This is a genomic window from Vibrio sp. Isolate34, from assembly GCF_022397915.1.
In the GTDB taxonomy this organism is placed as follows: domain Bacteria; phylum Pseudomonadota; class Gammaproteobacteria; order Enterobacterales; family Vibrionaceae; genus Vibrio.
This window is the reverse complement of the sequence record NZ_JAKEUO010000003.1, coordinates 120,324-133,058: the sequence shown is the minus strand read 5'-3', so window position 1 is coordinate 133,058 and position 12,735 is coordinate 120,324. Positions and strand designations below refer to the sequence as shown.

Sequence of the window (12,735 nt, the reverse complement as noted above, 5' to 3'; positions counted from 1 at the left end):
TTTGAATCGCCGCAAGACGCCTAGCTGGATTCTTGCAAAAGCCCATAGCTGGGTAAAGTTAGGAAGGCAGCGAACTCTTCGGCTGTAGAAAGTTGATAGAAAAGATCGGCTGTCTCTTCAAATCGACCTGCTACATAGCGCGAGTCACCGACTTCGCATTTTATTGTGTCTAGCTCTTGGTACAGCCAAGAGTGGAACAGTTGTTTAGTAAAGGTTTGGCCGTCATCTAGCGTGACTCCATGATGGATCCACTGCCAAATGTTGGCTCTTGAGATCTCCGCGGTGGCGGCATCTTCCATCAGTCCGTAAATAGGTACACAGCCGTAGCCTTGGATCCAAGCCTCAATGTAATACAGCGCAATACGGATATTCTTACGCACGCCGGCTTCGTCGCGGCTGCCTTCACATGGTTTAAGTAAGGTGTCGGCATTGATGGTGTGTTCAGGGCTTTGGAAATCCATTTGATTCACTTTGCCATCTAAGTGCTTATCAAAGATCGACATCGCTAAATCAACGAGGGCAGGGTGCGCGACCCATGTGCCATCGTGTCCGTTCTGAGATTCTCTATGTTTGTCTTCAATAACCTTGGCGGTAACACGCTCCATCTCTTGTGGATCTTTTGCTGGAATGAAGGCCGACATACCACCCATCGCCAGTGCCCCTCGAGCGTGACAAGTACGAACCAGTAGTTGGCTGTAAGCATTAAGGAATTCTTGATCCATGCCGATCCCGTGACGGTCTGGCAGGATACGATCTTTATGATTTTTCAGCGTTTTGATGTAGCTGAAGATGTAATCCCAACGGCCACAGTTCATCGCAACGATATGATCACGCATGGCGTACAAGATCTCTTCCATTTGGAAGACGGCAGGCAGAGTTTCAATCAACACGGTCGCACGGATGGTGCCTTTTGCTACATTGAAATAGTGCTCGGTGAAACTGAAAATGTCGTCCCACCATTGTGCTTCTTCCATGCTCTCTAGCTTGGGAATGTAGTAGTAAACGCCTAAGCCTTGCTGCGCACGTGATTGATAGTTGTGGAAAAAGTACAACGCAAAGTCCATCAGACAACCAGCGATAGGTTGATTGTTGAATTGAATGGACTGTTCAGGCAAATGAATCCCGCGAGGACGAGCAATCAATAGAGCAGGATCGTTATTTAATTGGTAGCTCTTCTGTTTCTTCTCATCGAAATAGCTGATGGTGCCCAAGTTGGCATCTCTTAGGTTAATTTGCCCTTCGACCATGTTGGCCCAAGTTGGAGAAGATGCATCCTCAAAGCAGCACATGAAGACTTTCGCGCCCGAGTTTAATGCGTTGATCACCATCTTTCTTTCGATAGGACCAGTGATCTCTACTCGGCGATCCAGCAATTCTGGCGGCGGTGTTGCGACTTTCCACTCTTTATTCTGACGAATAGAGATAGTGTCCTTTCTAAAATTGGGTAACTCACCGTTATCGTATTGAGCTTGTTTAATGTCGCGATCATTTAGCAGGGCATGACGGCGATCTCCAAACTTGTTAACGATAGCTTCTAAGAATTTCAATGCATCTTTAGACAAGATCTCTTTGTACTCGGGGTTGTCCATATTCCCAAGTACCTGCATACACAGTGTTTCTTCTCTTTCTTTCACGTCATTCATCATGTTTGTCTCCTTTACACAATACGATGTCATTTTGTATACAAAATGCTCTTTTTAACGATATTTATATTGTAGAAATTGTAAACAAGCAAATGGTATTTAACATTTATTTATCATTTGATCTTTTTGTGATTTATTTTTACGTAAAGATATTTTATGTAAAGCAATGAATTGTAAGCTTTTCAGGCTTGATTGCTGTTCAATAGGATAGGTTGATGTAACAAATTTGTTTCAAATTGGACTTGATAAATGCTGAGGATGATTCATAGTACACAAAAGTTAGTTTAATTGTATACAATCTGAACTGGAGGTTCGAATGGCAATTATGAAAGCGATTGAGGCAGCGGTAGAAGTGCTTAAACGTGAAGGAGTAGACATCGCATTTGGTGTTCCCGGCGCAGCAATAAACCCAATGTACGCAGCGATGAAAAAGCTCGGAGGAATCGACCACGTCTTAGCTCGACATGTAGAGGGTGCCTCACATATGGCTGAAGGCTACACACGTACTAATCAGGATAATATTGGTGTGTGTATTGGTACTTCTGGCCCGGCAGGAACGGACATGATCACGGGTCTTTATTCTGCATCCGCTGACTCGATCCCTATCCTATGCATTACAGGTCAGGCTCCGCGTGCTCGCCTTCATAAAGAAGACTTTCAAGCGGTCGACATCGAATCGATTGCTAAGCCAGTCACTAAGTGGGCAACCACGGTACTGGAACCTGCTCAAGTGCCACGTGCATTTCAAAAAGCCTTTCATTTGATGCGTTCTGGACGTCCTGGCCCTGTGCTGATCGACTTGCCTTTAGATGTGCAGCTCGCTGAGATTGAGTTCGATATTGATACCTATGAACCGCTAGAACCTTACAAGCCACAAGCAACCCGCGCGCAGGTTGAGAAAGCATTAACCATGATGTCTCAATCGGAAAAACCTCTGATTGTATCCGGTGGTGGTGTGATCAACGCAGGCGCATCTGAGTTGCTACAGCAGTTTGCTGAGATCACAGGTGTACCAGTGATTCCAACCTTGATGGGATGGGGTTCTATCCCAGATGATCACGAGCTGATGGCAGGCATGGTGGGGCTACAAACTTCTCACCGTTACGGTAATGAAACCATGCTGAACTCTGATTTCGTGTTTGGTGTGGGTAACCGCTGGGCTAACCGTCATACCGGTTCTGTCGATGTTTACACCGAAGGGCGTAAGTTTGTTCATGTCGATATTGAACCAACCCAAATTGGTCGTGTGTTCTGCCCTGATTTAGGCATTGTTTCAGATGCAAAATCGGCACTTGAGCTCATGGTTGAAGTCGCTAAAGAGTGGCGTGATGCAGGTAAATTACCAAACCGAAGTGGCTGGGTAGGTGAGTGTCAGGAGCGCAAGTCGACCATGTTACGTAAAACCAATTTCGATGAAGCACCGATGAAACCGATGCGCGTTTATGAAGAGATGAACAAAGCATTTGGTCGTGATACTTGCTACGTCAGCACCATTGGTTTATCGCAGATTGCCGCGGCGCAGTTCCTTCATGTGTACAAGCCTCGACATTGGATCAACTGTGGTCAGGCTGGCCCGCTTGGTTGGACAACACCTGCCGCGCTGGGTGTACGAGCGGCCGATCCAAATCGCGATATTGTCGCTATCTCTGGTGACTACGACTTCCAGTTCATGATTGAAGAGCTGGCGGTAGGTGCGCAGTTCAACTTGCCATACATCCATGTGTTGGTGAACAACTCCTACCTAGGTTTGATTCGCCAAGCTCAGCGCCAATTTGATATCGATTATTGTGTACAACTGGCGTTCGATAATCAGAACGCGCCAGAGCTTGAGGGCTACGGTGTCGACCATGTGGCGGTTGTTGAAGGCTTAGGTTGTAAGGCGATTCGAGTTCGTGAACCAGACCAAATTGCAGCAGCGTTTGAACAAGCCAAAGAGCTAATGAATAAGCACAAGGTGCCTGTGGTGGTTGAGCTGATTCTGGAGCGAGTGACTAACATTGCGATGGGCGTAGAGATCAACGCCATCAACGAATTTGAACCACTTGCCGAAAGCCGAGGCGATGCGCCAACCGCGCTAGCGTACAAATAATCACAAAATAATGTGTATCTGTAGAGCCGAGATTGGGCTCTACGGAAAGTCTCCAATAGCGTGAGGCTTTACTACAAATAACCAGATTTTCAAAAAGAAAGAATAAGGACAGAGTCATGGCAAAATTTGCAGCAAACTTGTCAATGTTATTCACGGAAGTTGATTTTATGGATCGCTTTGAAGCTGCCGCTGAGGCGGGTTTTCAAGGTGTGGAATACCTTTTCCCATATGCCTTTGATGCGGATGAGATTAAACAAAAGCTTGATGCTAATAATCTAGAGCAAGTGCTATTTAACTTGCCTGCTGGGGATTGGGATGCAGGCGATCGTGGTATTGCGGTTGATCCAGCACGCGTTGAAGAGTTTCAAGCAGGCGTGCCTAAAGCGATCGCTTATGCCAAGAAACTGGGCTGTAAACAGGTGAACTGCTTAGCGGGTATTGTCCCACAAGGCGTTACTCCGCAAGACGCTCAGGTGACCTTTGTGATTAACCTTCACTATGCCGCAAATGCTCTGGCTGCCGAAGGCATTAGCCTAGTGATTGAAGCGATTAACACGCGCGATATTCCGGGCTTTTTCCTGAACACCACAGAGCAAGCGAAAGCCATCATTAAAGAGGTGGCAAGCGATAATCTTTCTATCCAATACGATATCTATCACATGCAGATTATGGAAGGCGACCTTACGCCAACCATGCAGCAGAACATTGGTCAAATCGCTCACGTACAGCTGGCTGATAACCCGGGTCGACACGAACCGGGTACGGGAGAAATCAATTATCCATTCGTACTGAACTACCTTGATGAGCTTGGTTATCAAGGCTGGGTTGGCTGCGAATACAAACCGAAAACGACAACGACAGAAGGCCTTGGTTGGCTAAACCAGTACCGTTAATTGCGTCTGGTAACCCTCAAACGTTAAGGAGAACAACATGTCTAAAATTGCATTTATCGGAACTGGCATCATGGGTAAACCGATGGCGAGTAACCTTCAAAAAGCGGGTCATGATTTGATTCTGTCGGATCATTTCAACGCTGCTCCTGCCGAGTTGGTTGCGGCAGGCGCGACGGTTTGTCATTCCCCAGCCGAAGCCGCAGAGCAAGCGGATGTCATCATTCTTATGGTGCCAAACACGCCTCAAGTAGAGGCGGTACTGTTTGGTGATAACGGTGTCGAGCAAGGTCTTACTGCAGGTGGTGCAACGGGCAAGATAGTTATCGATATGAGTTCAATCTCGCCTATCGCGACGAAAGCCATTGCAGCACGTATTAATGAAGGCGGTGCTTCATACCTAGATGCTCCCGTTTCAGGTGGTGAGGTGGGCGCGATCAATGCCGCGCTAACTATCATGGTGGGCGGTGAGCAAGATGCTTTTGATAAAGCACGCCCACTGTTTGAAATCATGGGTAAGAACATCACGCTGGTAGGTGATAACGGTGCAGGCCAAACGTGTAAAGTGGCTAACCAGATCATCGTTGCACTGAACATTGAAGCGGTCTCTGAAGCACTGGTGTTTGCATCAAAAGCCGGTGCTGATCCTGCGCGAGTTCGTCAGGCGCTATTAGGCGGCTTTGCCAACTCTAAGATCCTTGAAGTGCACGGTGAGCGAATGGTTGAAGGCACCTTTGACCCGGGCTTTAGAATCTCGCTTCATCAAAAAGATCTCAACTTAGCGCTCACGGGCGCACAAGAGCTTGGGGTTGCACTGCCGAATACGGCTAATGCTCAAGAGTTGTTTGGCGAGTGTGCCGAGATGGGCGGTGAAGGTTGGGACCACTCTGCGCTTATCCAAGCGATAGAGAAACGTTCTGATCACTCAATTCGCTAATCTCTTTTTAATGATGAATTCGGGTTAGCATCGCATGTCATGTCGAATCGTGAATCTACTTTGCACCTCGACAGCACGTCAATGAGTTAGCCCACCAGTTTCAAACAGTTTGTTTATAAATCGCGTAGTTTCGTCTCCTTTTATACGCGTTCCTGATACGAGGCAAAGGTTGAAGTTGTTCCTTTCCAACTTGATCTTAGCAGGCACCCTTTCGCCTTGTATTGGGGTTCTTTTTTTCTCCGTCAACTAAGGAGTGGCTGATGGACATTGATGCTAAGCAGTTTCTGCAAACCCTTTTCTCAAGTGCTGTAAATCAGGCTCTACCCAAAAACCACATCGAACCTTTTCTTCCTCAAGACATATTCTATCGCTCTGCTAACCAAGCTGGACGAACTGTCGTTATAGGAGCAGGAAAAGCAGCCGCGTCGATGGCCGCTGAATTGGAAGCCGTCTGGCAAGCCAAGCAACAGCAAGACCTTGCGCTACGTGATTTAGAAGGTTTGGTGGTGACTCGTTATGAACACCTCGCGCCATGTGAGTACATCGAGGTGATTGAAGCGGCGCACCCAGTTCCAGATGCGATGGGATTGGAAGTCAGCCACCGCATGTTGGAGTTGGTGAGTAACCTCAGTGAAGACGACACCGTAATATGTCTCTTGTCTGGAGGTGGCTCTGCATTACTTAGCTTGCCCGGTGGTGATATTAGCTTGGCAGAGAAGCAACAAATCAACAAAGCACTGCTTAAATCTGGCGCAGCCATTGATGAGATGAACTGTGTGCGCAAGCATCTATCTTCGATAAAGGGCGGCCGACTTGCCAAAGCAGCCTATCCAGCAAGAGTGGTGTCATTGGCGATTTCGGATGTGCCGGGTGATGACATCAGTGTGATTGCATCGGGACCAACTGTTCCCGACACCACCACGCGTTTTGATGCGATGGCAATCTTAGAACGCTACCAAATAGAAACACCATGCTCGGCATTTGAATGGCTAAATAATCCAGAGTCAGAAACCGTTAAGCCAAATGATGCCTGTTGGAAGAACGCCGATCATCATATTATCGCGACCCCAATGTCAGCGTTAGAAGCTGCTGCTGCAGAAGCCGAAGGTTTGGGTATCCCCGCTTATGTGCTGAGTGATTGCATTGAGGGGGAGGCGAGAGAAGTGGCGAAGGTGCACGCAGCATTAGCTAAACAAGTCGCTAATAATAAGCATCCATTCGAGACTCCTTGTGTATTGCTTTCAGGTGGCGAAACCACGGTAACCGTAAAAGGCAATGGTCGTGGCGGGCGCAACTGTGAGTTCCTTTTAAGTTTGTATAACGAGCTAAAAGGACAGGACAACATATTCGCTTTGGCCGCTGATACGGACGGTATTGACGGTGTGGAAGACAATGCTGGGGCATGGATAACCCCACAAACATGGCAAGAAGGCACGCGCTTGTCACTTAAAGCTGATGACTATTTAGATGCCAACAATAGTTATGACTTTTTCAAGCAAACGGGCGTGTTACTTACGACGGGGCCTACGCTCACTAATGTTAACGACTTCAGAGCGATATTGATTCTTTAATCTGAACAGTTTGAAAAAACACTGTTTAATGGTCGTTCTTCTGCACATAAAAACGACCATTTTATTGCTATCAATGCGGTGACCTCGAGTTCTGAGATTCTCTTCTGGACTAATGAAGCTCGTTGATTACTATGGTTTAAGTAATGAGCTGTAAAGGAAGTACTATGTCTAGGATCAGGCAAAAGAATCAAGATTTAATCATCGAGGTCGCGTGTGAACAATTCGCTACTCATGGTTACGCCGCAACAAAAATGGCGGATATCGCAAAAGCGGCCGACATTCCCAAACCTAACGTATTCTATTATTTCAGCTCGAAAGACAAGCTTTACAGTGCAGTGCTCGAAACCGTCACGCAGCCGTTACTTGAAGCCTCTCGCCCTATTGAAGAGCTGAACGATCCCGTTGAAGCTTTATCTCAATATATTCAAACTAAGTTAATCATCTCACGCGACCATCCACACGCTTCTATGGTATTTGCAAATGAAGTGATGTCCGGCGCGAAAGTACTTCCGAAAGAGATTGGTGACGAACTGTATAAGCAATCCCAGATGATCCTTGATAAGTTCTCGACATGGTCAGCACAAGGCTTAATGGATGACGTACCAGCGCACCACCTGATGTTTACCATCTGGGCGGCAACCCAAACCTACGCCGATTTTGGCTGGCAGATTTGCAGCGTGATGCAGAAAGATAAGCTCGATGACAAAGACTATGCCGATGCCGCGGAGTTCATCACCCAGCTAGTGATTAAAGGGTGTGGAGTGAAAAGTTAACGGTATTTGAAGGTTTATCTAGGTCTGCGATTGCAGGCCTTTTTTGTTTTTGTACAGCAGTAACGACTAGTGTAAAGCTACTTTTTGTGACCTGTTGTGCAATTACTTATTTCTCTTGAATTCGGCTCGATTTGGTATGCCATTTTATTTAAAGATAAGGGTATAGTGTCGCAAAATTCGGCGACATTTACTGGTCTTAAAAGCGAATAGCTCAGAGCACCAAAGTGAAGCCTCTAACAATATTACACGCACAACATATAGGTTTAGCAATGACGCTTAAAAGCTTGGCATGCACCATCAGCGCCGTTTTACTGGCTGGCTGTGGTTCGACAGTAGCAACTCAAACATACAACGCCGATCTGATTATCACTAATGGACAAGTCCTGACGATCAACTCTGAAATGGATGTGATTGAAGATGGCGTTGTTGTTGTGAAAAACGACCAGATCATCGCGGTGGGTAATGAGGACTTGATTACTCAATACCGTGCTGAAAAGGTGATTGATGCTCAAGATGGCATTGTTATGCCTGGCATGGTCAATGCTCACAACCACCTTCCTATGATTGCGTTTCGCGGCCTAGGCGAAGAGGGTATTTCCAACCGATTATTCGCTTACTTCTTCCCGCTTGAAGCAGAAAAGCTAAGCCGTGAACTGATTTACAACGCGACTAAGCTAGGCAGCATCGAATTAGCGCAAAGTGGTGTTACAACTTACGCTGACATGTATTACCACATGGATGAAATGGCTAAGGCGACCAAAGAAATCGGCCTGCGCGCCGTGCTGGGTGAAACCGTGATTAAATTCCCTGTGGTTGATGCCAAAGAACCTTATGGCGGCATCGAGTATGCCAAGGGCTTTATCGAGCAGTACAAAAACGATGAGCTAATCACGCCTGCGTATGCGCCACACGCGGTGTACACAGTGAGCAAAGATAAGCTACAAGAAATCAATAAACTGTCTGCTCAATATGATGTACCCGTGTTGATTCATGTTGCTGAATTTCCGAATGAAGAAAAGCGCATCAAAGACGAAACCAAAGCGACATCGCCTGTCGAATACATGGATGAGATCGGTGTTCTGGATGAGCGTGTAGTGATTGCTCACGGTATCCATCTGTCAGAGAACGACCAAAAGCTATTGAAACAGGCCGATGCGGGCATCTCATATAACCCAATGGCGAACGCTAAAGGCGCGACGGGAATTGCACCTGCGTGGGATATGTACCGTGCTGATATGCGAATTGGTTTAGGCACAGATGGCCCTATGAGCTCGAACCAAGTCGATATCATGCGTACCCTAAGTTACGCCGCAAACATGCAACGTTTAAAGCATTCTGACCGTACCATCATGATTCCTGAGCAAGTGATTGAGATGGCGACATTAGGTGGTGCAAAAGCTCTACACATGGAAGACCAAATCGGTTCTCTTGAAGCCGGTAAAAAAGCGGATATCGTGATTGTAGAGACACAATCGGCGAATATGATGCCAAATTACGACCCATACGCAACCTTGGTTTATCAAGCGAACCCAAGCAATATCGACACGACTATTGTTAATGGCCAAGTCGTAATGGAAAACCGTGTGATGCAAACCGTTCAACTGGATGAAATCCGCCAAAGCGTTGATGAGTTTGAAACTGACATCAAAGCCTTTGCCAAAGAGCTTTCCAAGAAGGCGATTAAGTCGAAGAGCTTGATGGATTAGGATATACCCTGATTCTAAAGTCGAATAGAGTGGATTAATAAGTAAGGCCGACATAATGTCGGCCTTTTGTGTTTTTCCAGTTCAGATAGAGTGTATCTAATTATTCATCGCCAGCTTACCAAGCTTCATTGCAGCAGCGTGATGACGGTGCATTAGTTGCTCCATGTCTACGCCAATCACAGCGCCATCGTTGACGCGCCACTTACCTGCAACCATCACTTTATCTGCTTGTTGAGCGCCGCAGAGCAGCAGTGCTGCCAGTGGATCGTGGCTGCCAGAGAAGCGAATGTCATCAAGTTTGAACATCGCGATGTCGGCTTGTTTACCAACTTCCAGCGTACCAATGTCCGTTCTGCCCATTGCAGCAGCAGACCCTGAGGTTGCCCAGCGCAGTGCGTCGAAGTGAGATACGTTTGCCGAACCGTATTGCAGGCGTTGTAAGTACATTGCCATGCGTACTTCGGCAATCATGTTAGAACCGTCGTTCGAGGCTGAACCATCCACACCCAGTCCGACTTTTACGCCAGCGGCTTCAAGATCGTTGTTCTTACAAATACCAGAAGCCAACATCATGTTGGAAGTCGGGCAGTGGCTGATGCCAATGCCTGCTTTGCCCAAACGCTTGATCTCTTCTGGATTGAAGTGAATACCATGAGCGAGCCACGTGCGTTCGTTGAGCCAGCCCACATCTTCTAGGTAATCGACAGGGCGCAGGCCAAACTTCTCAATACAGAAATCCTCTTCATCGAGCGTTTCACATAAGTGCGTGTGCATCATTACGTTTTCACGCTCGCTGATCTTGGCGGTCTCTTTCATTAGATCCGTAGTGACCGAGAACGGCGAACAAGGCGCAAGAGCGATTTGAATCATCGCCCCTTCATCACGCTGGTGGTAATCACGAATCAAGCGCTGGCTGTCATCAATGATGGTTTGTTCGGTTTGAATGGTGTGTCTTGGAGGTAGCCCACCTTCATCTTCCCCTAGGCTCATTGAACCACGCGTAAATATCGCTCTTACGCCTAGCTTCTCTGCCGCCTCGACTTGCAAATCGATGGCGTGCTCAAGCCCATTAGGTAGCAAGTAATGGTGATCGGATGCGGTAGTACAGCCCGACATCATTAACTCGACCAATGCTAGCTCTGTAGCGAGGCTCATCATTTCAGAATCGAGGTTCGCCCAAACCGGGTAGAGACTTTGTAGCCAATGGAAGAGTTCTTTATTGAGTGCGCCGGGGTAGGCACGCGTTAGGGTTTGGTAGAAGTGGTGGTGCGCATTGATAAGCCCAGGAGTCACAACATGACGAGAGGCGTCGACGCTGTAATCTACGGGTAAGGTTGGTTCTTTGTGTTTGCCAACCAGCTCAATGATTTTATTACCTTTAATGACAATACCGCCTTCTGCATCAGCGTGTGAGCCAGTGTAGATTGCGAGAGGATTCTTAATCCAGATGGTTTCCATTCATAGTAGTCCTTAGCCATCTCAGCCTTTTCAGGGAAGAGGGTCTTTATTTGGTATTTGTTGTTGAAAGATAAATTCGAATCAAGGGCGATGAAATATTCAGTGTTTTCGTTACGCCCGTGATTCTACGGAAATCGGTTTTACGCTAATTAGCGATTCATCTAGTTCGTTTTTGGCTCAGGGTTTTCTGATGCCGTTTGAACGTCAGTTTCTGTTGTTGCTTGTTGAATCTCTGATTGCTCGTTTGAGTGTAGTTCTTCTTCAGCTTGTTCTTTCATTTCTAGCTCAACCTGCGCTTGGCTTTCGGCTAACGCTTCTTGCTCTTCTGCACGTGAAGACTTCGGCAATACAAGGTTAAGAACAACCGTCATGATGGTGCCAGTCGTAATGCCAGAGTGCAGGAAGTTTGCCAAATCATGCGGTAAGTGTTGCAACAATCTTGGCTCGAATGTTACAGCCAAACCAGATGCCAACCCTACACAGATTACCAAGGCATTTCGCTTGGTGTCTGCGGCTTTGATCAACATGCGGATACCCGCGTAAGCAATCATTCCGAACATCACAAAGCCCACGCCGCCTAATACGGGTTTAGGGATCGTGACGGCAATTGCGGCTAATTTCGGGAATAAACCGCCTAAAATTAGCAAACCACCTGTTGCAGCTACTACATAGCGACTTGCAACACCAGTGATACCAACAATACCAACGTTTTGGCTAAATGATGCTAGTGGCATCGCTGTTAAAATCGAAGATAAGGTGCTGCCAAGGCCATCGCCTAGTAATCCACGTTTTAGATCTTTACCGCTGACTTGGGTTTGGCAGTTGTTGCCAAGTGCCATGAAGTCGCCAGTTGCTTCCGCGATAACCACGATGTACACCAAGCTCATGCTGATGATGGCACTCGCAGAAAAGGTAAAACCGTATTTGAAAGGTTCAGGACCACCGACCCAAGCAGCAGAGCTGATCTGTTCAAGGTCGACCATGCCGAGCGAGAGCGCCACAATGTAACCACCTGCTAGGCCAATCACGATAGCGGAGGCCGCAACCGCGCCTTTACAGTAAACCGATACGCCAATCACGATCCCCAAAGAGACCAGTGCGAGAAACAGTTTAGGTAGCGTGGCGAATTGTTCCGTGTTGGCTGGAGAATCTCCGACCCAGTTCATGGCAACCGGTAAAATGGTTAAGCCGATTAGGGTAACCACCACACCACTTACCACGGTTGGGAACAGCTTGCGAACCTTGTCCATATAGAAGCTGGCACCAATGACCACAAACGAGCCGATAAGCGCCGAGCCCATAATGGCAGCGACACCACCTTCGTTACCGATTGAGATAGCGACACCTAAAAAGGCAAAGCTTGAGCCCATAACAACGGGTAATCGAATTCCAACAGGGCCAAAGCCAAGACATTGCGCGACAGTCACAATACCAGACGCCAATAGCGCCGCATTGATCAGTGAGACGATCTCTGTGTTAGGTAAGCCGATAGAGGCGCCGACAATAAGAGGGACAGCGACGATGCCACCAATCGAGGCGAGCATATGCTGTAAAGCAAGTAGAAGGGTTAGCCCATGAGGCGGTCTTTCATTAAGGGTGTACAGAAGTTTCATTTGATATTCCTCTGCCTGCGTTTCCATTTACAGGCGATTGGCGGTCAAATAATGA

9 protein-coding genes are annotated in these 12,735 nt (G+C 47.3%); 6 read left to right on the top strand and 3 right to left on the bottom strand.

The genetic code is table 11. The annotated features are described in order from the left end of the window. Window positions 1-20: 20 nt before the first annotated feature. Complete coding sequence (gene aceB / locus L1D22_RS05150; protein WP_239828935.1) at window positions 21-1,646, bottom strand: malate synthase A; 1,626 nt, start codon at window positions 1,644-1,646, stop codon at window positions 21-23. Between the two features lie 313 nt (window positions 1,647-1,959). Here aceB and gcl point away from each other — a divergent pair, with 313 nt between their 5' ends. The 6 genes from gcl to L1D22_RS05120 all read left to right on the top strand — a co-directional run bounded on the left by gcl (window position 1,960) and on the right by L1D22_RS05120 (window position 9,609). Then, window positions 1,960-3,732, top strand: a complete 1,773-nt coding sequence (gcl, locus tag L1D22_RS05145; protein WP_239828934.1) for a glyoxylate carboligase — start codon at window positions 1,960-1,962, stop codon at window positions 3,730-3,732. Between the two features lie 116 nt (window positions 3,733-3,848). After that, window positions 3,849-4,625: a hydroxypyruvate isomerase gene (gene hyi / locus L1D22_RS05140; protein WP_239828933.1), complete on the top strand. Its 777-nt coding sequence runs from the start codon at window positions 3,849-3,851 to the stop codon at window positions 4,623-4,625. 37 nt (window positions 4,626-4,662) lie between these two features. Then, complete coding sequence (locus L1D22_RS05135; protein WP_239828932.1) at window positions 4,663-5,559, top strand: 2-hydroxy-3-oxopropionate reductase; 897 nt, start codon at window positions 4,663-4,665, stop codon at window positions 5,557-5,559. Window positions 5,560-5,819: 260 nt separating this feature from the next. Continuing rightward, window positions 5,820-7,130 (top strand): glycerate kinase, encoded by a 1,311-nt coding sequence (locus L1D22_RS05130; protein WP_239828931.1) that lies wholly within the window; start codon window positions 5,820-5,822, stop codon window positions 7,128-7,130. A gap of 164 nt (window positions 7,131-7,294) precedes the next feature. Next, a complete protein-coding gene (locus L1D22_RS05125) occupies window positions 7,295-7,903 on the top strand; it encodes a TetR/AcrR family transcriptional regulator (RefSeq protein WP_239828930.1) in 609 nt (202 codons plus the stop codon). 269 nt (window positions 7,904-8,172) lie between these two features. After that, on the top strand, window positions 8,173-9,609 hold the full coding sequence (locus L1D22_RS05120; RefSeq protein WP_239828929.1) for an amidohydrolase: 1,437 nt from the start codon (window positions 8,173-8,175) through the stop codon (window positions 9,607-9,609). A gap of 96 nt (window positions 9,610-9,705) precedes the next feature. Here L1D22_RS05120 and L1D22_RS05115 read toward each other — a convergent pair whose 3' ends face one another. Both L1D22_RS05115 and L1D22_RS05110 read right to left on the bottom strand, forming a co-directional pair. Beyond that, window positions 9,706-11,067, bottom strand: a complete 1,362-nt coding sequence (locus L1D22_RS05115; RefSeq protein ID WP_239718515.1) for an 8-oxoguanine deaminase — start codon at window positions 11,065-11,067, stop codon at window positions 9,706-9,708. A gap of 161 nt (window positions 11,068-11,228) precedes the next feature. Then, window positions 11,229-12,680 carry a nucleobase:cation symporter-2 family protein gene (locus L1D22_RS05110; RefSeq protein ID WP_210473432.1) on the bottom strand — a complete coding sequence of 484 codons (1,452 nt, stop codon included), beginning with the start codon at window positions 12,678-12,680 and terminating at the stop codon, window positions 11,229-11,231. Window positions 12,681-12,735 lie beyond the last annotated feature (55 nt).